Annotated in this window: 25 protein-coding genes, 1 tRNA gene, 1 other RNA gene and 2 pseudogenes; 8 read left to right on the forward strand and 21 right to left on the reverse strand. The window is 63.9% G+C overall.

The window, feature by feature from the left end; genetic code table 11:
* The first annotated feature begins 917 nt into the window (after positions 1 to 917).
* Complete coding sequence (locus A5766_RS09775; RefSeq protein ID WP_005207697.1) at positions 918 to 1,256, forward strand: histone-like nucleoid-structuring protein Lsr2; 339 nt, start codon at positions 918 to 920, stop codon at positions 1,254 to 1,256.
* Between the two features lie 330 nt (positions 1,257 to 1,586).
* A tRNA-Ala gene (locus A5766_RS09780) sits at positions 1,587 to 1,659 on the forward strand.
* Between the two features lie 366 nt (positions 1,660 to 2,025).
* Here the strand turns inward: A5766_RS09780 and A5766_RS09785 are convergent.
* From A5766_RS09785 to ykgO, 3 genes and pseudogenes are all read right to left on the reverse strand, one after another.
* Entirely contained in the window at positions 2,026 to 2,664 is a 639-nt protein-coding gene (locus A5766_RS09785; protein WP_064904555.1) for an HAD family hydrolase, read from the reverse strand.
* A 305-nt stretch (positions 2,665 to 2,969) separates the two neighbouring features.
* Positions 2,970 to 3,320 (reverse strand): annotated as a pseudogene (locus A5766_RS09790) (oleate hydratase); the annotation flags it as partial.
* 297 nt (positions 3,321 to 3,617) lie between these two features.
* Positions 3,618 to 3,740 (reverse strand): type B 50S ribosomal protein L36, encoded by a 123-nt coding sequence (ykgO, locus tag A5766_RS09795; RefSeq protein WP_039856405.1) that lies wholly within the window; start codon positions 3,738 to 3,740, stop codon positions 3,618 to 3,620.
* A 218-nt stretch (positions 3,741 to 3,958) separates the two neighbouring features.
* Between ykgO and A5766_RS09800 the strand changes: the two genes are divergently transcribed.
* The gene (locus A5766_RS09800; RefSeq protein ID WP_064862124.1) at positions 3,959 to 5,158 is read left to right on the forward strand and encodes an aminotransferase-like domain-containing protein; all 1,200 of its coding nucleotides are present in this window, start codon (positions 3,959 to 3,961) and stop codon (positions 5,156 to 5,158) included.
* 262 nt (positions 5,159 to 5,420) lie between these two features.
* On the opposite strand, the pseudogene A5766_RS09805 reads toward A5766_RS09800, so the two are convergent.
* The 6 genes and pseudogenes from A5766_RS09805 to pgm all read right to left on the reverse strand — a co-directional run.
* Positions 5,421 to 5,948, reverse strand: a pseudogene (locus tag A5766_RS09805) (DUF222 domain-containing protein); the annotation flags it as partial.
* Positions 5,949 to 6,319: 371 nt separating this feature from the next.
* Positions 6,320 to 6,508: a hypothetical protein gene (locus A5766_RS24985; protein ID WP_231894604.1), complete on the reverse strand. Its 189-nt coding sequence runs from the start codon at positions 6,506 to 6,508 to the stop codon at positions 6,320 to 6,322.
* On the reverse strand, positions 6,505 to 6,909 hold the full coding sequence (locus tag A5766_RS25440; protein ID WP_331710578.1) for a hypothetical protein: 405 nt from the start codon (positions 6,907 to 6,909) through the stop codon (positions 6,505 to 6,507). Before A5766_RS25440 ends, A5766_RS24985 begins: the two co-directional genes overlap by 4 nt.
* Positions 6,910 to 7,022: 113 nt before the next feature.
* Positions 7,023 to 7,427, reverse strand: a complete 405-nt coding sequence (locus A5766_RS24995; RefSeq protein ID WP_231894605.1) for a YczE/YyaS/YitT family protein — start codon at positions 7,425 to 7,427, stop codon at positions 7,023 to 7,025.
* Between the two features lie 552 nt (positions 7,428 to 7,979).
* The gene (locus A5766_RS09820) at positions 7,980 to 8,726 is read right to left on the reverse strand and encodes a DsbA family protein (protein WP_064862122.1); all 747 of its coding nucleotides are present in this window, start codon (positions 8,724 to 8,726) and stop codon (positions 7,980 to 7,982) included.
* 136 nt (positions 8,727 to 8,862) lie between these two features.
* Positions 8,863 to 10,503, reverse strand: a complete 1,641-nt coding sequence (gene pgm, locus A5766_RS09825) for a phosphoglucomutase (alpha-D-glucose-1,6-bisphosphate-dependent) (RefSeq protein WP_064862121.1) — start codon at positions 10,501 to 10,503, stop codon at positions 8,863 to 8,865.
* A 70-nt stretch (positions 10,504 to 10,573) separates the two neighbouring features.
* Here pgm and A5766_RS09830 point away from each other — a divergent pair, with 70 nt between their 5' ends.
* A complete protein-coding gene (locus A5766_RS09830) occupies positions 10,574 to 11,161 on the forward strand; it encodes an alpha/beta hydrolase (protein WP_064862126.1) in 588 nt (195 codons plus the stop codon).
* Between the two features lie 80 nt (positions 11,162 to 11,241).
* Positions 11,242 to 11,871 (forward strand): TetR/AcrR family transcriptional regulator, encoded by a 630-nt coding sequence (locus A5766_RS09835; RefSeq protein ID WP_064904526.1) that lies wholly within the window; start codon positions 11,242 to 11,244, stop codon positions 11,869 to 11,871.
* Positions 11,872 to 11,886: 15 nt separating this feature from the next.
* On the opposite strand, the gene ssrA is transcribed toward A5766_RS09835, so the two are convergent.
* From ssrA to A5766_RS09885, 10 genes are all read right to left on the reverse strand, one after another.
* Positions 11,887 to 12,259, reverse strand: a transfer-messenger RNA (tmRNA) gene (gene ssrA / locus A5766_RS09840).
* Positions 12,260 to 12,367: 108 nt separating this feature from the next.
* On the reverse strand, positions 12,368 to 13,369 hold the full coding sequence (locus A5766_RS09845) for an alpha/beta hydrolase (RefSeq protein ID WP_064862380.1): 1,002 nt from the start codon (positions 13,367 to 13,369) through the stop codon (positions 12,368 to 12,370).
* A gap of 196 nt (positions 13,370 to 13,565) precedes the next feature.
* Positions 13,566 to 14,786, reverse strand: a complete 1,221-nt coding sequence (locus A5766_RS09850; protein WP_197501403.1) for a glycoside hydrolase family 27 protein — start codon at positions 14,784 to 14,786, stop codon at positions 13,566 to 13,568.
* Between the two features lie 50 nt (positions 14,787 to 14,836).
* Entirely contained in the window at positions 14,837 to 15,310 is a 474-nt protein-coding gene (smpB, locus tag A5766_RS09855; protein ID WP_064862382.1) for an SsrA-binding protein SmpB, read from the reverse strand.
* A gap of 142 nt (positions 15,311 to 15,452) precedes the next feature.
* Positions 15,453 to 16,364 (reverse strand): permease-like cell division protein FtsX, encoded by a 912-nt coding sequence (gene ftsX / locus A5766_RS09860; protein WP_064904529.1) that lies wholly within the window; start codon positions 16,362 to 16,364, stop codon positions 15,453 to 15,455.
* Between the two features lie 109 nt (positions 16,365 to 16,473).
* Positions 16,474 to 17,160 (reverse strand): cell division ATP-binding protein FtsE, encoded by a 687-nt coding sequence (ftsE, locus tag A5766_RS09865; protein WP_064862384.1) that lies wholly within the window; start codon positions 17,158 to 17,160, stop codon positions 16,474 to 16,476.
* A gap of 69 nt (positions 17,161 to 17,229) precedes the next feature.
* On the reverse strand, positions 17,230 to 17,853 hold the full coding sequence (locus A5766_RS09870; RefSeq protein ID WP_064904531.1) for a hypothetical protein: 624 nt from the start codon (positions 17,851 to 17,853) through the stop codon (positions 17,230 to 17,232).
* The gene (locus A5766_RS09875; protein ID WP_064904557.1) at positions 17,853 to 18,854 is read right to left on the reverse strand and encodes a mechanosensitive ion channel family protein; all 1,002 of its coding nucleotides are present in this window, start codon (positions 18,852 to 18,854) and stop codon (positions 17,853 to 17,855) included. Before A5766_RS09875 ends, A5766_RS09870 begins: the two co-directional genes overlap by 1 nt.
* Positions 18,847 to 19,962 carry a peptide chain release factor 2 gene (gene prfB, locus A5766_RS09880; protein WP_005203591.1) on the reverse strand — a complete coding sequence of 372 codons (1,116 nt, stop codon included), beginning with the start codon at positions 19,960 to 19,962 and terminating at the stop codon, positions 18,847 to 18,849. The genes A5766_RS09875 and prfB overlap by 8 nt, the downstream gene beginning before the upstream one ends.
* A 46-nt stretch (positions 19,963 to 20,008) precedes the next feature.
* Positions 20,009 to 20,398, reverse strand: coding sequence for a hypothetical protein (locus tag A5766_RS09885; RefSeq protein ID WP_005203593.1), 390 nt, complete (start codon positions 20,396 to 20,398; stop codon positions 20,009 to 20,011).
* 116 nt (positions 20,399 to 20,514) lie between these two features.
* Between A5766_RS09885 and hisN the strand changes: the two genes are divergently transcribed.
* Positions 20,515 to 21,315, forward strand: a complete 801-nt coding sequence (hisN, locus tag A5766_RS09890; RefSeq protein WP_064904534.1) for a histidinol-phosphatase — start codon at positions 20,515 to 20,517, stop codon at positions 21,313 to 21,315.
* Positions 21,316 to 21,468: 153 nt separating this feature from the next.
* A complete protein-coding gene (locus A5766_RS09895; protein ID WP_064862388.1) occupies positions 21,469 to 21,867 on the forward strand; it encodes a VOC family protein in 399 nt (132 codons plus the stop codon).
* A 15-nt stretch (positions 21,868 to 21,882) separates the two neighbouring features.
* Here A5766_RS09895 and A5766_RS09900 read toward each other — a convergent pair whose 3' ends face one another.
* Complete coding sequence (locus A5766_RS09900) at positions 21,883 to 22,542, reverse strand: MBL fold metallo-hydrolase (RefSeq protein WP_005203599.1); 660 nt, start codon at positions 22,540 to 22,542, stop codon at positions 21,883 to 21,885.
* Positions 22,543 to 22,597: 55 nt separating this feature from the next.
* Entirely contained in the window at positions 22,598 to 23,074 is a 477-nt protein-coding gene (locus tag A5766_RS09905) for a DUF2752 domain-containing protein (protein WP_005203602.1), read from the reverse strand.
* Between the two features lie 145 nt (positions 23,075 to 23,219).
* Between A5766_RS09905 and A5766_RS09910 the strand changes: the two genes are divergently transcribed.
* On the forward strand, positions 23,220 to 24,590 hold the full coding sequence (locus A5766_RS09910) for an acyl-CoA dehydrogenase family protein (RefSeq protein ID WP_064904559.1): 1,371 nt from the start codon (positions 23,220 to 23,222) through the stop codon (positions 24,588 to 24,590).
* The last annotated feature ends 45 nt before the right edge of the window (positions 24,591 to 24,635 follow it).

The following is a 24,635-nucleotide window of genomic DNA, read 5'->3' on the forward strand; positions in this document are numbered from 1 at the left end:
TCCGAGCTCCTCGACGACGATCGCCACGCAAAGCCGTACGGCAACGTTTCTGCCGAGCGGGACAATCGGCCGCGCTATAGCCACCGCACCACGCGCCGACAATTCGCGATATCACCAGGGTTCGACGGCCCCACGTGGCCCTGTCATCGAGACGTCGGGGTTTCACTTCACCACCCCGGACAGAGCTGTGAGTTGCTCCACAGAGATCAACGTCGACGCTTCCCGTCGCGCTCTGACCTGCCGAGCGAATGACGGCCAGTCGTCTGCGCCACGCCCGGCACGTACGCCGCGTTCCTGTGCATGGGCTGAGGATTTGGTTGTGCTGACGGCCGAACGTGCGCAACAAGGCGGTTGCGACAATGAGCATCCGGTTTTGTATCGCAGCGCAATCGTCGACTACGGAACAACCATTTCAGTCGGCAGATTCTCGTGCTTGATCGACACCCCTGGAATCTTCTGCCTGCAATCTGACTCGCAATCCGGATTCTCGCTCAGCACAAAGGGTTTCGCCCCACTCAATGCCGCCGACAAGGCTCCTGGGTCTCTTTCGAACCCGACTGGAATCGATTCCGATACAGCCACGACAACCGGACCCGACCAGCCTCGCGACGACACACCCACATCTCCGACCAATTGAAGAAGGCATTGCTTGATCAGCAATGCTCAGTAGTGACGCGAACCGCATTTCAATGCTTAAACCTCCCCGACCACTCATGTGCACGCCGTCACCACGATTACAGATGCCGAATATTCGAAGAAACGGTGTATAAAGAATGTATATACCGTCCAAGTTCGATGAGTGTCGATGCAGGCGTCGACGAGGGTAGGCCCTGAGCGCACTCACAAGAACAGCAGTACATCGCAGCGACAAGCTCTCCGCTGCGTCCACAAGTCCACAGCACAACCCGGAGGGGAAAATGGCAAAGAAGGAAATCGTCCAGGTCATCGACGACGTCGACGGGAGAGTACTCGACGAGTACGAAACCGTCCGCTGGAGTCTCGACGGCAAGAGCTACGAGTTCGACACTTCGTCGAAGCACGCCCAGCAGTTCCGCGACGGACTCGCGAAATACATTTCGGTTTCTCGCGCAAGCGGTTCACGCAGCCCCAAGCGTGTGGCGCACAACGCAGGTGGCGCCCGAAGTAAAGAGCAGACGCAGGCAATCCGCGCGTGGGCAACAAAGAACGGCTTTGAGGTCAGCGACCGCGGTCGCATCCCGTTGAATGTGCTCGAGGCATTCGAAGCAGCACACTGACGTCGCGCGGCGCGTCGTATCAACTGTCGCGCCGCATTGATGGACACGTACAAGTAGGGCGTCTATACGGCCAATGGCTGCGTAGACGCCCTACTTGTCGGGTCGGGGTGGCGATCGGCGTGTGTTTCGCTTCGACGGCGTGAGCTGGGTGACCTACTCATCTGACAGCTGGGGCGCGACGTAAGCGGCGCGTATCGGGAGCGCCACGGCCACACTGCAATGCGTGTCGAGTTCGACGGGTGACGACCGAATTTGGTTCCGGATACGCGCATGGTGTAGTTTCGCCTTTGCGCTTGGGACGGATTTCACCGGGCGCGCATTCACGAATACGGGGCTATGGCGCAGCTGGTAGCGCACCACACTGGCAGTGTGGGGGTCAGGGGTTCGAGTCCCCTTAGCTCCACAACACAAAGGGCAGGTCAGACACTATTTCTGGCCTGCCCTTCGTCGTACCGAATCCCCGCAGTGTGCCGAGAATGCGCCATCGCTCTTTAGACGGGCCTCACTCATTGACGTTCCGCGTCATCGTCGCGTTCGCCTTGGTCGGGTAGCGGGTCGTCCACGGCACGATCGGCGAATCCTGCACCGGCCACTCAAAATAGCTCACCGTCGCCAGAACCTCGTGCGCAAGTTGCCGCATCAACGCGAGGTGAGCGTTGCCGGCCTGCGAACGGATTCGCCGACCCGACCCGCGCTGTCTGCCCAGCCCGGTACGCCTCGACCGCCTCAGCAGGCGTCGGCAGTGGCGATCCGAACCCCCGGCGTCGAGTCACGCTCGCCCGTACCGGGCCAACTGCTCGCCCAGTTCGTCGAGCGAGTCCAGCCGCACATCGGCGACGCTCGCCTGCGGCCTGCTCCCGTGAATGTGACCCCACGGACCGCGCCGCAGGAACGCCGTCCGCAGACCCGCACCGTTCGCAGGCAGCACGTCGTTGTCGAGCCGATCACCGACGTACAACACCTCGCCCGCCTCGACACCCGCTGCCTGCACCACCCGCTCGAAGAACTCCGGCGACGGCTTCGCCACCCGCCACCCGGCAGACGACGCGACGAGGTCGGCACCGAAACCGAGAGAGCGCAGACCGGCGACCGCCCCCGTCGGCTGGTTGCCCGCAATACCGACGACGAACCCAGCGGCCCGCGCCGCCCGCAGACAGCCGACGGCGTCGGGATACAGGTCGACGGACGTGATGGGCGGCGTCGACGCAGGCGCGGCCACCCCGAGCCGCTGCCAGACCTGCCGATGGTCCTCGTCGCGTTCGGTCAATGCACCGAGCACACCCATCAGCGCGAACGGCGTCGTCCCTGCGTCGAGTGCGCGCTCGGCCCACATGCGCGACTCGTCGACCAACGTCTCACCGACGTCGAACACGACGGCACGCAGCCCAGCAGGTAGTCGCTCATCCACCCGTCGATCGTCGCGCGGCCCCGAGTACGTCGACTCCGAGCGAAACACCAGACCCCCGCAGTGTGACGACAGTGTGCCAAGAACCGCACGACCGGGCGGATACGGAACCGAACCGAAAGCGTCATCTGCACAGGTCAGCACCGATTGAACCGACCGCAGCCAAACCCGCACAGACACTGCGAATCGCACTGGCAGTGTGGGGGTCAGGGGTTCGAGTCCCCTTAGCTCCACCGAGAAAGACTCTCTCCGACCTCATCGGAGAGGGTCTTCCAGTTCAGACCCGCGCTAGCTGGACAAGACACGGATCAGGGCTTTTCGATCAGCTTGTAGTCCGAGATCAGCTTGCCGACTTCGTTCTCCTGGAACTTGCTGTACAACTTCTCTCCGAGCAGGTGCGGTCCGGGTAGGTGGACCTCTTCGCCGTCCCTTAGGCGTGAAGTCGCGTTGAGCAACTCCCGGGCGTCGTAGGTCGATCCGTAGACCTCCGGCACGCCGCGCTCGAGGTCGAGCAACGTGTAGACGGCCTCCATCGGTGTGCGGACCGAGTACTCCGTCGTGAAGATGCAGTCTCGGCTCTGGCTCTCGGAGAACTGACCGATGAACGCGAAATTCACTGCTCCATCGGGCACCACGGGCGGCCGATCGCCGTGCTGGCGTGCTGGCGTGCTGGCGTGCTGGCGTGCTGGCGTGCTGGCGTGCTGGCGTGCACAGATCTTGTGGATGTACTCGGGATAGAACGTTTCGTCACGGCGTGTCCGTGGCGTGATCGAACGATGGGGCCGAAAGGTGTTCACCTTTACTGTTTTCGGGCCTAATTCCGCGAGAGCTCGAGTGATCTCCGGCAGGTACTGACTCCTTATGCGAGCCAAGCCTCGTATCGACGACCGCCGCCTGTACGAGGACGGACGGCCCTCTGCACGGAGGGGTGAATCACCGGGAGCTGGCCGACGGCCTCAGCCCTGACGGCCCTTGTATCGAGGGTCCTTCTTGTTGATGACAAAGATGCGCCCGCGACGCCGCACCACCTGGGCGCCGGGCTTGTTCTTCAATGAGCGAACCGAGTTACGTACCTTCATGGAGCTATTGTAAACGATTGTCGTTATCGTTAGACACTCGATCTCATATGCCACCAACACTCGGCGCCCCGGTCTGTCCCATTATATGGGAACCAAGTATCGAATAGTGATACCAATCAGCTAGCCTCATGGCGGGCGCTCCACCCGAAGCACCGCCTTTACGGTGACCATCCGCATCACCCCCGCCGTTCAGTCCCCGAGAACAGGAGTGATGCGCGATGCCGCCTTCCTCGACAACTCCCACAGTCCCGATCGAATCAGCAGCGCTGCGAGGCATTCGAGGGTCGGCGATCCGCGACCTCCTCGCCGTCACCGAGCAACCCGAAGTGCTGAGCCTCGCGGGCGGCCTTCCCGCCACCGACCTCATGCCGAGCGACCGGATCGCCGACGCCGCTGCACGAACGATCGGCCGGCCCGATGCGCTGCAATACACGACCAGCCGCGGAGTATCGCTCTGCCGCGATGTGGTTGCGAGCATCGAAGACGTCGATCCAGACCGAATCCTGCTGACGCACGGATCTCAGCAGGCGTTGTCGTTGCTTGCTCTGGCTCTGGTGGACCCGGGCGACGTCGTTGTCGTCGACGATCCCGTGTACGTCGGTGCCTTACAGGCATTCCAATGCGTGCGCGCCGAGATCGTGGCCCTGCCGATCACGAGGAACGGCACGAACGTCGGAGAACTGTCGAGGCTCCTCGAACGCGGCGTCCGGCCGCGAATCGTGCACACGGTGAGCAATTTCCACAATCCCTCGGGAGTAACCGCGAGCACCGAGACCCGCACCAGTCTCGCCGATTTGGCCGAGACTTACGGATTCTGGATCGTCGAGGACGATCCATACGGACGCCTTGCGTTCGACGGCGCGCCAACAAGCCCGATCCCCGGCGAACGGACCATCCGACTGGGCTCTGCGTCGAAGACATTGGCACCGGCACTGCGAGTTGGCTGGATGAACGCGCCGCCAGCAGTGGTGGCGCTCGTGGAACGACTGAAACAGTCTGCGGACCTGTGCGGATCGACACTCAACCAACTCATGGTGGCCGACTTGCTCGCGGACACAGAGTGGTTCGATGCCCACATCGACACAATCGCTTCGGCATACTCCCTCCGCGCACACGCCTTGACTTCTGCTCTCGACGCCGAGCTCGGCAACTTGGTCGAGTACACCTCACCCACCGGCGGAATGTTCTGCTGGGTGCGACTGCGCGGGGTCGACACCAGCGAACTCCTGAGTGTCGCACTGTCGTACGGCGTGGCGTACGTTCCGGGTTCGGCATTCGCCGTCGATGCCGACCTCGGCGACAGCGCGCGACTCAGCTTCGCAACCCTACAACCCGATGCACTTCGCGAAGCAGTTCAAAGACTCCGCACAGCTACCGACCACGTGGTCGGGCGTCGTAAATCTTCCGCTGCCCGCTGAGATCTGAACATTGGTCCGACGTTTCACCGTCGCCCCAACCACGTGTGTCCAACCACGTCTGCCCCGCCACCATGGTGTGGTGGCGGGATGCAGACGGGTTGCGGCACAACCGGATTCGACGGTTCGCCCGGTTCGTCGGGCTTGTGTGTCGGCCGGGTTGGCACGTCGGTCAGGTGACGCGCCGGTCAGGTGACACAGCGGTCAGGCGGTGTCGGCCAAGGGTGGGTCGACGCCTCCGGGTGGGTCGACGTCGCCGAGCCTAGCCGGCCAGCTGTGCTTCGGCGGCAGCTTTCGTCTGAGCCGACACCTCACCAGGGATCGCTTCCAACACCTCCACCACCGCCCGCACATGCGCGCCGGCGACCCGACCGTCGGCGACGTAGCCGGCCAACGTCGGACACGCGGGCGCCAGGCGGTCACCGCAGATCGTGGTGAACGAGCCGGTCGCCGCGATCACCCGATACCGGGCGGCCGGGTCACCACTATGCAGACGCTGTCCCATGAAGTTGCGAATATCGCGGAAACCCAACGAGTGGGGCAGATCCCGGTCAGAGGCTTCCACGATCAAACGATCCGTCACCGCACCCGCCGTCCGCAACGCCAGCCGTTCGGCCTCAATCGTGGCTTCCACCAGCACGTCATCAGACACCAACGACACATCCACCGTCGCCAACTCATCCAACACCACAGCCAAACGCGACAGTTTCTCCGCCACCACCGCATCCGCCGACCCCACCACAGCAGCAGCCAAAGCCGAAGGCGCGCCCTCGTTTCCACCGTTGCTGTTCACGTGCCGCCACCCCCGCCCCGCGTCGTATCGAATATGTGTTCTACACTACCCGACAATTCAGACAACGTCGAGGAAATTCTCGAACACACGATCGGACTGTGGATAGTCACCGCAACACGCGTTATGAACACTGAGTTCGCTTGTGCGACAACGTGAATCGCAACATCGAGTCTGCCGATCAGTTGATCGAGGACTCCTCAAACGCTTGAAAGCTTCCGTCGGATTGCCACGAGTCAGAACGCCGGCATCGCGGTCCCGAGGTATTCCTCACTGCCGCAACAACATTCGCTGACCTGCACTGGTCACGCATAGAACGAGACCCCTTCGACGCGTCGTCGAAGGGGTCTCGTTCAAGCAGTAGAAGTGTCAGCTCAGGAGAACTTCGCCTTCAGCTTTTCGACGCGCTCTTCGTGCTTTTCCTTCTTCTCGGCCTTCTTCTCGTCGTGGAGCTTCTTACGAGCGGCCTCGGCTGCGGCCTCAGCGGCATCCTGCTGAGCCTCGAGCTCGGAGAGAACCTCGTCGAGCGGGCGACGCACGATGGCACCGTCGTACTTGGTCACCAGAGCGTCGAGCGCTGCGGTGTCGGCCTCGTCGGTCTGCGCGAGGATGGCATTACCGCCGGGGCGAACGGTCTTGCCGAACTCCGTGATCGCGTCGTCGAGGTCGTCAGAACGGCTGGCGTCGACCAGCGCGCCGCCTGCGGCACCGAGGCCAAATCCGAGCAGAACACCAAGGGCCCACCGAGCACGCCGATCAGCATCCCGATCAAGGAGCCACCGACCGTGGCGTCGCCGGACTTCACGTCGCCGCCCTCGGTGATCGTCAGATGACCCGCGTCGTCACGCTGCACGATGGCCGCGGAGACCAGCCCGACCGATGAGCCGGAGTTGGTGATGGTGTTGTACACCTCGTAGGTCGTTGAGTTCTCCGGGAAACTGATCGCTACGACATATTCGGTCATGCCCTGCCTTCCATTTCACAGTTGTACGACTCGTCCCCCCCACGGACGGAACCGTCGGCCCCGCATTTACACCGAAGCGTGCATCCGTAACGGTGGGGTGTGGATGCCCGACGTCAGAAGTGTGACCGTCCCATCACCACGCGTGATTTTTTCGCACTGGCGGCCGTAAGGTCCTTGCGCATCAACGGTTTGTTCACCTTCTCGGTGAAGGTCTCGATCAGCGGTCCGGTAAAGAATGCGGTGACCACAGTGCCCGCACCGATCGTGCCGTGGAAGATCACTGCGAGCACGACAAAGACCAAGTCTTGACATGTTCGCACTGCCCGATACGGCATTTTCGAGTGGTCGACGATGATCGGCGCAACCGCGTCGTAGGGCGAATTACCAAGTGCCGAAGTCATATACAGCGATGCGCCGTAACAGAAGAAAGTGATTCCAATGGCGAACATGACCATCTTCTGCCATGCCGCGGGATTGTCGGAAAAGTACGGATCGAGCCACGTGCTGAACCACTGCACGAAGTAGCCGACCAGAACATGTTCATGATCGATCCGATTCCGATGTACTGGCGACCCCACAGCAGCATAGGAATGAAAAGAACTGCGTTGCTGATCAACTGGTAGGTACGGAGGTCGATCCCAAGCGTGTTGCTGATGCCGATGTTCGCCGCGGTGTACGGGTCGACGCCAACCTGGCCGACGCGCAGCACCGCCGATCCCAGAGAGAGGACCGCGATGCCCACCAGAGCCCAGAAGATGCGCCGGACGTAGTAGCCGTCGAGCAGCGTCGAGTCCGACGGGGTCGTCGACTCGTCGGATCGGTCAGAGTGTGTGTCGTCCCGACTGTCGTCTGGTCCGGTCATCGCTGAACGTCACCGCCTCGGTCACAGGCCCCCTGACAACAAGTGATACCAAGGGTGCCACCAAAACGACAGCGATCGGGCGATTTCGGGCCTTTGTGCTCTCGCGTCGCGTCGTCGCAACGTGTTTGAGATCTACGTGTGTGAGATCTAGGTCCGTGAGATCTGAGTCTGTGAGATCCACGACCGTTCCAGCGACTACCGAGAACGACTATTCACTTGCCTTGCCGAGCAGCGAGTCGAGCCATCCGGTGCCGTTGAGAATCCCGTCCACAGGCACGCCGCCGGAGAGCACCGTCGGTGTGGCGACCTGTCCCCCTGTGGCCTTGGCCAGTTGATTCTCTGACTCCTCTGCCGCCTTCTCCCCCTCGGCGACCTTGGCCCCATCGGCGATGCATTTCTGCGTCACCGCGTTGGCGCCCTGCTCGGCCGCGACCTTCGCCAGGTCGGAGTTCGACTTATCGGAGTCGCCACCTTCCTTCGGCTGATCTGCGAACAGCGCGGTGTGGAACTTGAAGAAGACCTCTTTATTCTCCCCTGCGCCAACACATTGCAGGGCGCCGGCCGCACGACTCGAGTAGCTGCCTGACGCCGACTGACGATTGAGGAAGTTCAACATGTGGTAGCGAACTCGAAGCCTGCCCGCATCGACGGCGCTCACAATCGCCTGACCCGACTGCTCCTCGAACTGCTTGCACACCGGGCACATGAAGTCCTCGAAGACATCGATCGTCGTCTTCGCGTCGGCAGCTCCGATGATCAACGCGGCGTTGGAGTTGAGGACCTGCTCGTTCGCCGTTCCCCCGTGGTCGCGGTTGCGGTTCCACAGCACGCCGCCGACGACCAGAGCGATCACCACCACAACCGCGATTCCCAACAACACATACGTCGAAGTGCTCGACGTCGAGCGAGGTTGGTGTTTCGACGTCGATGCGGGTGGCTTGCGCCTGTCAGTCACAGATCATCCTTCGTGTGGTCGCCGTGCCTCCTACGGAGCGGGTGCACAACACCGGTCAGCAGCGTGGCACCACGGGCGAGCCTAACGCACCGGTGATCCACCACAGCACCGTCGAGTCATGACAAGCACCATCGAGTCACGACAAGGCGGCGTCGACGACCTCCTGCGCCTGCTCCTGCACCCTCGCGAGGTGCTCGACGCCCTTGAACGATTCGGCATAGATCTTGTACTTGTCTTCGGTACCCGACGGCCGCGCGGCAAACCAGGCGTCAGCGGTGGTGACCTTCACGCCGCCGATCGGCGCATTGTTGCCCGGCGCTTTCGTCATGACCGCGGTGATCGGGTCACCGGCGAGATCGGTGGCAGTGATCTGATCAGCAGACAGATTCGCAAGCACCGCCTTCTGTTCGCGGGTGGCGGGCGCATCCGTTCTGGCGTAAGCGGATTCGCCGTACTCCGCAGCCAGCTCGCGGTAGCGCTCCGACGGAGTTTTACCAGTCACCGCAAGGATCTCCGATGCCAGCAGCGCCATGATGATGCCGTCCTTGTCGGTCGACCACGGACCGCCGTCGAACGTGAGAAACGACGCGCCTGCACTCTCTTCGCCGCCGAACGCGATGCTGCCGTCGAGCAGGCCGTCGACGAACCATTTGAACCCCACCGGTACCTCGATGAGCTTCCTGCCGATGCCCGCGACGACCCGGTCGATGAGACTCGAACTCACCAGAGTCTTGCCGACCGCGGCGTCAGGCGACCAGCTCGACCGATGCGTGTACAGGTAGTCGATCGCAACTGCCAGATAGTGATTGGGGTTCATCAACCCGCCGTCGGGGGTGACGATGCCGTGGCGGTCGGCGTCTGTGTCGTTACCCGTGGCGATGTCGTAGGAATCACGCGACTCAATGAGCGAGGCCATCGCGTCCGGCGACGAACAGTCCATCCGGATCTGACCGTCCGTGTCGAGCGTCATGAACGAAAACGTCGGGTCCACAGTCGGATTCACGACGGTGAGCTTGTCGAGGTTGTACCGGAACCCGATGGCGGCCCAATAGCCGACCGACGCACCGCCGAGTGGGTCGGCGCCGATGTGAATCCCCGCGTTGCGGATCGCCTCGAGGTCGACGACCGATGCCAGGCCGTCGGTGTAATTCATGACGAACGAATAGTCGTGTACCAATTCGTCGCGTCGGGCTTTCTCGAACGGAATGCGTTTGACCCCATCGAGTTTCGCCGTCAGCAATTCGTTGGCACGGTTGGCGACCCACGATGTGATCGTCGTATCGGCGGGGCCACCTGTCGGCGGATCGTATTTGAAGCCGCCGTCACGCGGTGGGTTGTGTGATGGAGTGACGACGATGCCGTCTGATTGCACGCCGGGATTGGCAGCGTTGAACCTGAGGATTGCGCGACTGACAGCGGGGGTCGGCGTGTAGGTATCGCCTTCGGCGGTGTAGACGGTCACCCCGTTGGCCACCAGTACTTCAAGTGCCGACTTCCACGCCGGAACCGACAGAGCGTGAGTATCGAATCCGATGAACAACGGGCCGGTGATACCCGCGCCTGCGCGGTACTCGACGATCGCCTGGGTGATCGCGAGGATGTGCGCTTCGTTGAATGCGGAGTCGAGGCTCGACCCCCTGTGCCCCGAGGTACCGAAGACGACCCGTTGCCCGGGATCGTCCGGATCCGGCACCTTGTCGTAATAGGCACCGACAACGGCGTCGACGTCGATGAGGTCTTCGGGCTGAGCCGGAGTGCCGGCACGTGGGGAAGCCATAGTCCTAGATTGTGCCCGAAACACGGCGCCGCCGTCAGTCCCCTGTTCCACCGGCGTCATGCTGGAGTCGATGAACCCGCGACTGAATGTGCTCGTCCTGCCCGGAGGCACCGACAACAGCTACCGCCCGTTCCGAGCGACCCAGGGAACAGCGCTGAGGATGTACCCATTCACCTGGTCGATACGGGCGAGGTTCGGCAGCGCCGTCGACGTGCGGCAGGTGCGCTACCGCGTGTACGGGTGGAACGGCGGTCAGGCAAGCCCCCTTCCGTATGCGCGGGCAGCGCTCGATTCGATCACTCGCGACAACCCCGACGTTCCCGTCGTCCTCATCGGACACTCGATGGGCGGGCGCGTGGCGGCGCATCTCGGCGCCGACCCACGGGTCACCGACATACTCGCGCTGGCCCCCTGGTGGCAGCATCGCGACTGGCGCCACATCCGTCGAGGCGTGCGCGTGCGCGCCATCCATGGCGACGCCGACACCCTCACGTCACCACGGCGTACCGCCGAAGGCATCGCCGAACTGCGCGCCGCCGGTTACGACGCCACGTTCGTCTCGGTGCCGGGTGGGCGGCACGCGATGCTCGACCATGTCTCACTGTGGCAGCGTTCAGCGCTCGACGTCGTCGGTCGTGCACTCGCCGAAGACACCTGATTTTCACCGGCTATCGCGGAAGTCCGTTGCGCGCCACACACCGGGCATCGCCTACCTGTTCCACGCGGTACCGTGTGCGCATGCCAAGGGCAGGTAGGCGGAAAACGACGTCGGAGAGCAGAATTCTCGATGCGACATCGGCAATTCTGGAAACCGGCGAGCACTACGCCGACATCCCCGTCGAACGCATCCTCGAGGTCGCCGAGGTCTCCCGATCAACGTTCTATCAGTGGTTTCCCGACAAGACCGCGCTCATTCTGCAACTCACCACTCCACTGCTCGCCGAGTTCGTGGCGACGGCGGACCGCTACTGGAAGGAACCGTCGCAGGCACGTCCGGAGGCGCTCGCCGACGTCATCGTCGAACTCTTCGCGTCCGCCCGCCGCTACCGCGTGATCTGGCGTGCGTATCTGGAGACGACGAGCACCGACACCCGCTTGGGCGACAACTTTCGACGAGGCCTGCAGAACTACACGGCCGATATCGCCGAACGAATCCGTACCGAGCAGGCCGCTGGAATCGCGTCCCCCGACATCGAGCCCGATCAGACGGCGCGATTCATCGTGGTGGGTATGCAGGCAGGCTTCTCCGACGTCATGCAACTCGCCGACGACGGCTACGACCGCGCGTTCGCCTCGGCCATGGCTCGATCGTTCTGGCTCACCATGTACGGCGACGGCACCGCACAAAAAAGCCTCCCACCTGCGTAAACAGGTGGGAGGCTTTCGTGGAGCTGCCGGGAATTGAACCCGGGTCCTCCGTCGCTTCGGTAGGGCTTCTCCGTGTGCAGTCCGCTATATCTCTACTCGGATCTCTCGGTCACGCGAACAAGCCGAGATGACGATCCCAGTCGCTGTGAGATGTCCCGTTCACTCCCGCGACCAGAGTGGACAGTGAGCTCCCTGAGATGATGCCGGCACCGGGCAAGGGAGCAAAACCCGGGCCAACAGACACGCAGTCGCTGTCAGGCAGCGAGTGCGTAGTCGCGCTGATTCTTATCGGCGCTTAATTGGTTGCCGCGACGCTTAACGGTGGTCTCTGGCCTGCACCGACACGCTTCCCCCACCTCGACGCACGTAGTCGAAACCGATCAGCCCCGAGATGGTTCCACCGGAAACCGGCGGAAGCTCCACTATAACAACCCACGGCACGCGGTTCATTCCCTTTTCTGTTCGGCCCTGATCACTGCCGCGCGCCGCCCATCTGTCACGCGCCGAGCGCCGGTCCGATGACCCGCCAACTGTCACGCATCTCAGTGGCGAATAACGACCATGTGTGCGCGCCCTGATCGAACACACGGTACGTGTGCGGTATCCCCGCCCCATTGAGAGCGGCGGCCATCTGGTCGGTACACCAATGTGTCCCCATCTCCACCTCGGCGGGTCCGGCCAGCAACGACGGTGCGCCGAGGGGAGCACCGTCGGTTCGTCCCGGCAACCCCGACGCCGCGCCCAGATAAATTGCCTTTCCCCGCAGTCGTGCAGGATTCCGCGAAGGATCGTGATCGACCCACGCGGGCGATCCGGGAGGTCCGAACATGTTCAGCGCGTTGCCACCGCCTATCGATGTCGTGGCGAAGACGCCTGCGGTCGCGGGCGGCGCACTGATGGCAGGGCAACCGCTGTACGACGCCGCCGCGCGATAGAGCGATCCACCCCGGCCGGCGATGTCGAGCGCGGGACCACCGGAGAGGGACAGACCGGCGATCGCGTTGCGGCCGTTCGCGCGCAGTGGGCCTGCGATGGCACCTGGCAGTTCCCGCAGCAGGTAGGTCTCCCACTTGTTGACGCCGAGCGCGGGGTCCGGCCGCTGCCAGTCGGCATACCAGGCGTACGGCCCACCCAGCGGCGACACCACTGTCACGTTCTTGCCGGCGAAGAACGATCGGTGGTCGGTTTGCTTGAGCCAACTATCACCCTCGACGCCGCCCGACCGTCCATTGAGCAGATAGAAGACCGGCGCCGAGCCCTCGCCTCGCGGTCGCAATACCTGATTGGGGATCACCTTGCCCATCGACGGCGAGTACACGTAGACGATCGACAGTTGGTCGTCGACCCGGTCGATACGCACCACCGCCGCCGACGCAGGAGCCGCGACCGCGGTACCTGTGAACACCGCTGCCACGGTCGCCAAGACAACGGCCAGCGACGTGGCGACGATCGACGCACCGCGCCGACACCGCCTCGACGCCTCCAACGGTCGCAGCATCCGTGACGACTGTGACGCCTGTGGCTGATGTTCCGGCTGCGGTAGTCCTCTCATGATCACCCGGCATGTCTACCCACACTCACAGCAACCTTCCAGACTCGGCGCGCCGCTCATCGTCAGTCGAAACTAGATCGCAACGCAAACGACCGTCCCGAGATACCCCCGAGTCGTCGACGTGACCCGGCGACGGTCGCACTCAGCGAATCTCGAGGACAGCCGTGTCGTGCACGCCTACCGGCACCGACAACTCACCGTGCTGCGCCGTGAACGACCGCCCGGTCCACGCGTCGACACCGGTGACCGACGCATCACCCACGAGTCCGACGCTCCCCAACGACACCGACAGCGTCCGAGCATGATCGGAACGGTTGGTGAGCGAAATGACCAGACCCTTGTCGCCGATCGCGCGCGACCACACCTCGGGATCGTCGTCGACCATCGCGCCTGCGACGACTCGCGAATCCTGGTCGATCGCGATGATCGCCGCGTTGCGCAACATGTCGAGCGTCTCCTGCGACATGTTCGTCAGGTCGTTGCCCGCGATGAGAGGCGCAGCCATCATCGACCACATCGACATCTGCGTACGCTGCTCCGCCGCTGTGAGACCAGATGATCCGACGACGAGCATGTCCGAGTCGATGAACGACCCCGGTTTCACCCGCGCGGTCAGCGGCCCGGCGGCGTCGACGATGTTGACGATGCCCTGATACCCCGACGGCCCATTTGCGGTCGACCACGCGGGCGTGACGTCGTTGGTCACACGGGTCGTCGTTGCCGTTCCGCCCCAATCGAATTGGGCACCGGGTACCGATCCGGCGACGCCACTGTTGGGATTGATCGCAAACACGATGCGACGGCCTGTGTCGCGCAACGCATTTCGCATCGCTGTGAACGACGAGACCTGATCGTCGTGGGACGTATTCGACGAACACCAGTCGTACTTGAGATAGTCGACGCCCCACCCGGCGAACGTCTGAGCGTCGATCACCTCGTGACCACCGCTGCCCGTCGCCCCTGGATACGTGCCCTGATACTGCGTGCAGGTCTTGTCCCGCGCGCCGGAGTAGATACCGAAGAGCAGGCCCCGCTCATGAAGGTAGACACCGAGTGCGGCCATCCCGGAAGAGAATCGCACCGGATCAGCCTGCAGCCTGCCCGAGGCGTCGCGCTGTGGCGCGGCCCAGCAGTCGTCGACGATCACATACTTGTAGCCGGCATCGCGCAGCCCCGACGACACGAGCGCGTCAGCCTGCGCACGGACGATCTGCTCGGTGATCCCGCATCCGAAAGTGTTCCAACTGTTCCACCCCATCGGGGGAACCGCCGCAAGCCCGGGAATCGCGGGCCCATCACCGCCGATCCGACCCTCCTGCTGCGGCGTACACGCGACAGCCGCCAACGCGGCGATCACCGCCACCAGGGCGGCAACCACCGAGAAACGTGTTCGACGATACGACGACGTCGTGGTCACATGCCCTTGACCCGACGACCCAGCTCGCGTTCGACCTCACGCTGCGCGGTGCGTCGAGCAATGTCGTGGCGTTTGTCGTGCGCCTGCTTACCGCGAGCAAGTGCCAACTCGACCTTGACCTTGCCGTCGTTGAAATAGAGCGACAAAGGCACCAAGGTCAGGTTGCCGTCGCGGATCTTGCCGATCAGATTGTCGATCTCGCTCCGATGCATGAGCAGCTTGCGCTTACGCAGCGGTGTGTGGTTTGTCCACGAACCGCGACCGTACTCGGCGATGTTCAGGCCACGCAGCCACACCTCGCCGTCGTCGATGGTGGCGAATGCGTCGACCAACGACGCCTTGCCCTCCCGAAGACTCTTGACCTCGGTCCCAACCAGAGCGACACCGGCCTCGTAGGTGTCCAGGATGGCGTAGTTATGGCGAGCCTTACGGTTCGACGCAATCACATTGCGCCCCTTCTCCTTCGCCATTACTCATGCCTTTCTGTGCAATTGATCGTCGGCCAGCTCTCGCTCCGAGCCTCCTCGCTACGCTCGTCGATTCTCACTCGGCTACCGACGCTTCTGATCGTCGGCCAGCTCTCGCTCCGAGCCTCCTCGCTACGCTCCGCAACTACTCACGAACATAGACACGCAGCGTGACATATGCCGTCGCGCCTGCCAACACAATTCCGACAAGGATCAGCCACGGCGACACGAACAGCACGTCGCCCGCGGTGATCCTGGCCAGGATGTTGACGCCGTAGAGGTCGTTCAACGCCTTGTCGAAGAAGAACACCTTCGCCGCGAAAAGGCCGCCGATCGCCAGCAGCGAACCGATGAAGGCCGAGAACACGGCCTCCAACAGGAACGGTAGCTGCGTGTACCAGCGGGTCGCACCGACCAACCGCATGATCGACACTTCCGTCCGGCGGGTGAACGCCGCAACCTGAACCGTGTTGACGATCAACAGGATCGCCGCCACCGCAAGGACCGCGGCCACCGCGAACGCCGCGTTGCGCACCCCGTCGAGCACGCTGAAGATACGTTTCACCAACTCTCGCTGATCTAGAACGCCGTCGACGCCGAGATCCTTCCGGTCGGCATATTTGTCGAGCACCGCGCCGAACTGGTTGGCATCACTCATCCGAACCTTGAGCGACGCGGGGTTGGCGTCGGGCGAGATCATGTCGGCGATCTCCGGTGCGCTCTGCTCGAACGCCGCTTTCGCCGCCTTGTACGCGTCAGCCTTGCTGACGTAGGTCACCGAGCCGACGCCCGGCTCGTTCTCGAGGTCGGTGCGCAGCGTCGAACACGGTGCTTTCTGGCAATCCGGGTCGGCCGCACTGACGTCGTCGTTGATGTAGAACTGCATCTCGACACGGTCGAGGAAGATCTTCTGACTCTTGTTCGCCATCTGGATGACCAACAATCCGCCACCGAGCATGCCGAGAGTGATGGCAGTGGTGAGGATCATCGCGACCGTCATCGTGACGTTGCGGCGGAGACCGTTGAAGACCTCGCTGATGATGAACTTCGCTCGCATGCTGGTGCTACACGTCCTTTGGTCTGTGGAGTACGCGGGCTGGTGGTACGCGGACTGAGGTGCGTCGACATGGGCGGTGGCGGGCGACCGCACTCACCCGAATCGACGGTCAGCCGATGCCGTACACGCCCTGTGCGTCGTTGCGGACGAGTCTGCCGTTGTCGAACTCGAGTACCCGACGTCGCATCGCGTCGACGATGTGCCGATCGTGCGTAGCCATGACGACGGTTGTTCCGCGCCGGTTGACGCGGTCGAGCACGTCGACGATCTCCTCGCTGGTCTCCGGATCGAGGTTGCCCGTGGGCTCGTCGGCGAGCAGGACCAATGGCCGGTTGACGATCGCGCGCGCGATGGCGACACGCTGCATCTCACCGCCCGACAGCTCGTAGGGCATACGGTCCTGCTTGCCCTCGAGACCCACGTACTCGAGGACCTCCGGCACCACACGGCGAATGGTCGACGGCTGCTTGCCGATCACCTCGAGCGCGAACGCCACGTTGTCGGCCACCGACTTCTGCTGCAGCAACCGGAAGTCCTGGAACACACATCCGATGGATTGCCGCAGCTTGGGTACCGTGCGTCCGCGAAGGCGGTTCACGTGGAAGTCGCCGACGTACACCTCACCCTTCGTCGGCCGATCCTCTTTGAGCAGCAGCCGGAAGAACGTCGACTTGCCGGAACCAGAGGGGCCGATGAGGAACGCGAACTCGCCCTTGTCGACCTCGAGATCGAGGTCGGTGAGGGCGGGTCGGCTGGATGCCTTGTACTTCATCGTCACGTTCTCCAGCTTGATCACGACAACAGAGTGTAACGGTGACGCCTGAGAGGTCTGTTCAGGTGCGCACCCGCGCGCCGACCCGACCGGTCAGCGCGACGGGACTGCCGTCGTCTCCTGCTGGTTGTTCCGGTTGTTGAAGAAGTCCGAGAAGCCGTTGCCACCGGTCGTGGTCGGTTGCCCACTCTGGGTGCCCGGAACGGCACCTCCCTGACCGGGCTGTTCGCTCGGATTCTCCGACTCGCCCGAGATGCCCGACGGCTCCGACGTCGAGGGATACGACGAAGACGGCGTCGAGTACGTGGTCTCCGGAGTCGTCTCGACCGAGGTGCGGTGATGAGTCGGCGGGGGGGCGGGAGCGTCGACGATTCCGTATCGCTGCGAGGTGTAGCCGTAGACAATGACGCACACGATGAAGAGCACCGACACGATCGCCGTACTGGTCCGGACCCGGGTGTGCGGAATGTGGTGCCAGTCGCGTCGGTGGCGCAGACTGTGTGGATCGCCGATCTCGTCCGAGCGCGGCCCCGGGGCCACCGTGCGATCTGCGTCCAAGTCGCTTTTCGCGTCGCCGTTGCCCTTGGCGTCTTCCTGCTTGTCGGCTGCGGCTTCTGCCTGCTCGATCTTGGCGACGACCGCCTCGGCCGCTGCCTTCGCGGCCGCGTCGTCGGAGCGACTCGCGGCGTGGTCGGGGCCGTCATGACGATGAACCATCACTTGTCACCCCCCGACGATGCTTGTGCGTCGGCCTCGGCATGACCACTCGGCGGCGCTGACCCGGCCTGCACCTCTTTACCGGAAGCGACGTTGATACCGCGGCGAGCAAGCGCACGCACAATCCATGCGCGCAGCGCGCGACTGACCTCGAACTGTTTACCCGGAAGGGTCCTGGTCACCATTCGGACGGTCATCGAATCGAGCTCGAGGTTCGTCACGCCGAGCGGCGACGGGGCGTCGAGGAGCAGGTCGTGCCAGTACGGATCGTTGTAGAACCGCTGGCCTACCTCGGAGAGAACATCGTTGACCACTCCGATGTCTGAGTCGGCGGGAACCGGAACGTCGACAACGGCCCTCGCCCAGTCCTTCGAGCGGTTTGTGGTCTTGATGACCTGCCCATTGGGAACGGTGATGACCTCGCCCTCGGACGTGCGCAGGCGAGTGATGCGCAACGTCACGTCCTCGACGGTTCCCTCGGCCTCACCATTGCCGGTGACGGTCAAAGCCACGACGTCGCCGTATCCGTACTGCCGTTCGGCGACCACGAAGAATCCCGCGAGGATGTCTTGGACCACCCGCTGGGCGCCGAAACCGAGCGCGGCACCGACCACGGCAGTCGGGCCGACCAAGCCTGACAACGGAACCTTGAACACGGTGAGAATGTGCAGGAACACGATGATGCCGACGACGACGACAAGCGTCCACGACACCACATCGATCATCGCGCGACGGTGTTTGGAGTCCTCGCTCTGCACGATCAGATCACTGTCGTGGAACCTGGCCTCGATGCGGTCGTTGAACTTCTGCGCCGACCAGCGGATGAACCGAACGACGAGGATGCCGCCGAGGATCCAGATGACGATCTCGAGGCCGTTCGTGGCCATCCACCGATAGAAGCGCCCGATCACCGACTCCGTCGCACCGGGAGCGAAGGCGAGGGTGGTGAGGTCGGCCCGCGCCAGCACCGACGACCCTGCCTGCGCGAAGACCTCACGCATCGGCATCGGCCATCCGCCAGCGGATGCCGGCCTCGATGAACTCGTCGATGTCGCCGTCGAGAACCGTGGTCGGGTTGTTGTTTTCGACGTTGGTCCGCAGATCCTTGACCATCTGATAGGGGTGCAGCACGTAGGAGCGCATCTGGTTGCCCCAGCTCGATCCGCCGTCGCCCTTCAGCGCGTCGAGCTCGGCACGCTCCTCCTGCTGTTTGCGAGCGAGGAGCTTGGCCTGCAGCACCCGCATCGCCGACGCCTTGTTCTGCAGCTGACTCTTCTCGTTCTGACAGGTCACGACGATGCCGGTCGGGATGTGGGTCAACCGAACCGCGGAGTCGGTGGTGTTGACTGACTGACCACCGGGACCCGAGGACCGGTAGACGTCGACCTTCACGTCGTTCTCGTCGACGTCGATGTGGTCGGTGGTCTCGACGACGGGCAGTACCTCGACCTCGGCGAACGAGGTCTGGCGACGACCCTGATTGTCGAACGGGCTGATGCGGACCAAACGGTGTGTTCCCTGCTCCACCGACAGCGTGCCGTACATGTAGGGCGACTTGACCGCGAACGTCGCCGACTTCAGACCCGCTTCTTCCGCGTAGGAGGTGTCGTAGACCTCGACGCCGTAGCCGTGCTTCTCCGCCCAGCGGATGTACATGCGCATCAACATCTGGGCCCAATCCGCGGCGTCGACGCCGCCCGCGCCCGACCTGATGTTGACCACGGCATCGCGCGAGTCGTACTCGCCGGCGAGCATGGTCTTGACCTCCATGGCCTGGATGTCGCTGCGCAGGGATTCGCGCTCGGCATCGGCGTCGGCAAGCGCAGATGTGCGTGCCTCACCCTCTTCGGACTCCGCGAGTTCGTAGTGGACGGGCATGTCGTCGAGTCGCTGCCGCAACTCGGTGACGCGACGCAGCTCCGCCTGGGCGTGCGAGAGTTCGCTCGTCACCTTCTGCGCGTGGTCTTGGTCGTTCCACAGATCAGGGTCGGACGCCTGCATCTCGAGCTCGTCGATCCTCCGGCGCAACTCCTCGACGTCGAGGACTTTCTCGACGGTCGTCAGGGTCGAGTCGAGGGATTCGAGATCGGTTGCTACGTCAGGATGCACGGTTTACCAGGGTACCGACTGCTGATCGCCGATGTGCCCCCACTCCTCACGCCGACGGCGGCACCGAGGGCGGGGCGTCGGGAGCCTGCATGGGAGGCAGTTGGCCGAAACTCCACGTCGTGGCGGTCTTGCCCGGTTTGTAGACGACGGCATGCTCGGAACCGATCTGCGGCCACGGCTCGCCCACGGCGAGGATCATCGTTCCGTACACCTCGGTCGGGTTGGTTCCCGGACCGTTGATCGTTCCGGAGATGGTGCAGAACGCTTGCCCCTTGCTGTCCGGCTCGCCCTGATCACTCACGCCGGTGACCGTCAGGGTCCCCTGCGCGTAGCCCGCCGTGTTGCCACCGAATCCGCCGATTCGCTGTCCGCGAAAACGCATGATCATCGCGATCACGGCGACGACGAGCAAAATGACGAGAATGACGGTCAACATGACCTCAACCCTACCGACCCGACCGGGCATTTCGGGCGGCGAACGCAGCGTCGACCGTCATCGCGGCCGCCGTCCTCGACAGTTTTCGCGCCGCAGCCAAGCGTTACGCTGACCGGGTGCTTCCGACGCCTGATTCCGACGCCACCGCCGACCTCGATTTCGCGCTCTCTCTCGCAGAGTCCGCCGATGCGCTGACGATGGGGCGCTTCGGCGCGCTCGACCTCGAGGTAGACGCCAAACCCGACCTCACCCCGGTCTCCGACGCCGACCTCGCCTGCGAGCAGATGATCCGCGAACGTCTCGCGGCCGTGTTCCCCGACGACGAGGTCCTCGGTGAAGAGTTCGGCGGCGACGCGATCCTGACCGGTCGGCAATGGGTCGTCGACCCCATCGATGGCACCAAGAACTTCGTGCGCGGCCTCCCGATCTGGGCCACGCTGATCGCTTTGCTGGTCGACGGCGTGCCGGTGGTCGGCGTGGTGTCGGCGCCTGCGTTGAGCCGCCGGTGGTGGGCCGCCGCCGGCCACGGGGCGTTTGTCGCGTTCGACCACGGCGACGCGCGCCAGATGACGGTCTCGCAGGTCGCCGACCTCGCGTCGTCGAGCCTGACCTTCTCGAGCCTGTCCGGCTGGGCCGACCGCGGCGTCCGCGACAAGTTCATCGACCTCACCGACCGTGTCTGGCGAGTGCGCGGTTACGGCGACTTCCTCAACTACTGCCTCGTCGCCGAGGGCGCGGTCGACATCGCGGCAGAACCCGAGGTGTCGCTGTGGGATCTCGCCCCGCTCGACGTGCTGGTGCGCGAAGCCGGCGGGCGCTTCACCTCGCTCGACGGCTCCCCCGGCCCCGGCGGCGGCAGCGCGGTCGCCACCAACGGACTCCTTCACGACGAGGTGCTCACCGCCCTCGAGGGGTAACCGCAGCGCCGCGCCCGACCTACCTGCCCGCTCGGATAGTCCCTGCGCAATCCCGGCGTGGCGACCGGCGACAGCTCCTAGCGTGTGCGTCTGAGACCCACCGCTGTCTGCAGACCCCCACGTCTTCAGACCCGACGCTCCAGGAGATTCGCGATGCCCGGCTTCCCCGCACTGACCCACGTGGCCATCACCGTCACCGACCTCGACGCCAGCACTCGTTGGTACTCGGCTCTGTTCGACGCCGCGCCAGTGCTCGACGAGGATGAGGAGTCGGGCGAGTTCCACCACGCGGTGTTCGCACTCGATGGCGGAACCCTCTTCGGACTGCACACTCACACCGGCTCGGCGGCGTCGGGAAGCTTCGACGAACACCGGACGGGACTCGACCACGTCGCCTTCGCCGTCAGGGGTGAGGAGCTCGACGGCTGGTTGGCACGCTTGGACGAACTCGGGGTCGCGCACAGCGATATCAAGCGGGCGCACTATGGGTCCGGCATCTCGTTCCGAGACCCCGACAACATCGCGCTGGAGTTCTTCGCACCTCCTGCATGAGCTGAAACAGCTTCGTCAAACCTGCGTTCCCGACTCCTCATCGAGCACGACGAATTCGGTGCCGGGATCCTTCATCTCGGTCAGCCGCGAGTAGTGAACACCGGTACCCGCGTCGGAGAGCACAGCCTGGTGGATCGGGACGGCAACCCGCGGCGCCATCGCGCGCAGGTAGTCGACCGACTCGCTGAGTTTCATCCACGGCGCCGCCGACGGCAGCGCGAGCACGTCGATCTGCTCGAACGGAATGTAGAACGAATCACCGGGATGCATGAAACGCCCTGGAGCCGTTGATGTTCCGAGCACATACGCAACGTTGTCGACGACGGGGATCTCGGGGTGGATCACGGCGTGACGCCCTCCGGTGAATCGCGCGGTCACCGCGCCGACACCGACCTGGCCGCCCGCGAGTGCCGCAGTCCACTCCCCTGCCGCATCGTCGGAGTTGAGTTGTGCGGCGGTCTGCGGGTCGGCGATACGGATCGCCTGAGGGTTCTCACCGACCAGATTCGGCAGCCGCGCGACGTCGCAGTGATCAGGATGTTGATGGGTGATCAGGATCGCGTCGAGTCCGGTCAGCCCTTCGAAGCCGTGCGCAAGGGTGCCCGGGTCGAAGAGGATACGAGTCCCCTCCAATTCGACGAGCATGCAGGAATGGCCGAAGTGGGTGATCTCCATGCGTCCACTGTGCTCTCCCGCACGGGTTTACGCATTGGTCCAGCCGAACCCCGGATCACACAACCGCTGGGAACACACCCCAGCCCGCAGCAGCGTCGACGATGCGAGCGACGCCGTAGACCAGCCACAACCCGAGCACCACCACCAACACCGGCAGCGCTCGACGTAGCCGGAGCCGCTTCAACGCTCCCGGACCTGCGACGAGACACCAGACTCCGGCGGCGACGGCGATCACGGTCGCCACCAGCGTCAACGGTCCGAATACGTTGTAGGTGAACGCCCCGCCCACGTCGCCATGCATGAGGTGCACCCAACTGCGCGTCAGTCCGCACCCCGGACACGGCAGGCCCGTGAGCGCGCGGAAGACACAGAGGTCGCGGCCGTGATCAACCGATCCCAGCGGCCACACGATCGCGGTGAGCAGCGCTGCCCCACCGACCGCGACCACCATCGCCGGTCCGACCCGTCGGCCACCCGCACCCGACGGTGCCGCTGTGTATGGACCCGGGAGGTCGGTGCGATCGGTTGACACGTGACCAGCCTAAACCGGCGATGAGAACACGACGTTCGACGAGCGCGTGACAATCTCCTTACCGAGTAGTAAGGTTTGTACTTACTACCGAGTAAGATACTGCTCACGCGCAGTCCAAGCACCCGTGCGAAGAGAAATGGTTGTCATGACGACTCACACCGAACCCCGCGACACCTCTGCGGTCGGCAAGAACCCGCACAAGCGCAATGCCATCGGCACCGCGATGCGTGTGCTCACGACGGTCACCGGCTCCGACTTCGCGGAGAAGTACCAGATCCGTGAGCCCATCAACCGAATCGCCTACCAGGCGACCAAGACCGGCTTCCAGACCCTCGGCGCAGCCAACCGCGCGTTCAAGAAGGTGCAGGGCGGCTCGGGTGGCGCGGCACGACTGAGCACCACACCGAAGGACTACTTCAACCTCAACCCCGACGACGAGCAGCAGATGATCGCCGAAACGGTGAAGGAATTCGCCGAGGAGATCCTGCGCCCCGCAGCCTACGATGCCGACGCCGCCGCGAGCGCACCTGAAGACATCGTCAAGCGCTCCGCCGAACTCGGCATCACGATGATCAACGTGCCCGAGCAGTTCGACGGCGCGGCGTCCGAGCGTGGCGTCGTCACCAACGCCCTGGTTGCCGAGGCAATGGCTTACGGCGACATGGGACTAGCCCTTCCGCTCCTCGCACCGAGCGGCGTCGCCACCACCCTCACCAACTTCGGTAGCGACAGTCAGCAGAAGACCTACCTGCCCGACTTCGCAGGCGAGAACGTGCCGCAGTCGTCCGTCGTCATCGCGGAGCCGCGCGCTCTGTTCGACGCATTCTCGTTGCAGACCAAGGCAACTCGGGTGCCGAGCGGCTACCGACTCAACGGCGTGAAGTCGTTCGTGCCCGCTGCGGGATCGTCGGAACTGTTCATCGTCGGAGCCCAGCTCGACGGCCGGCCCGCGCTGTTCATCGTCGAATCCGATTCCGAGGGACTGATCGTCGAGGCAGATCCGGGCATGGGTGTGCGCGCCGCGGGCATGGGTCGCCTACTGCTGCAAGACGTTGCCGTCCCCGAGAGCGCGCTCCTCGGCGAAGAGACCGGCGAGGCAGCCCTCGCGGCCTACCGCGACGTCGTACGTCTGTCGCGCCTCGGTTGGTCGGCGCTTGCCGCCGGAACCGGCAGGGCCGTCCTCGACTACGTGATCCCCTACGTCAACGAGCGTGAGGCATTCGGCGAGCCGATCTCCAACCGTCAGGCCGTCGCCTTCATGGTTGCCAACATCGCCACCGAGCTCGACGGTATCCGCCTGGTCACGCTGCGCGGCGCATCGCGGGCCGAGCAGGGTCTGTCGTTTGCCCGCGAATCGGCACTCGCACGCAAGCTGACCATCGACAAGGGACTACAGATCGGACTCGACGGCGTGCAGTTGCTCGGTGGCCACGGCTTCACCAAGGAGCACCCGGTCGAGCGTTGGTACCGCGATCTGCGCGGCGCCGGCATCGGCGAGGGCATCGTCGTCCTCTGACGGCGACTGTCTTCCGACGACGAGACCGACCGAGAAAGCATCTGA

Origin of the sequence: Gordonia sp. 852002-51296_SCH5728562-b (assembly GCF_001665475.1) — a bacterium.
Classification (GTDB): Bacteria; Actinomycetota; Actinomycetes; order Mycobacteriales; family Mycobacteriaceae; genus Gordonia; species Gordonia sputi.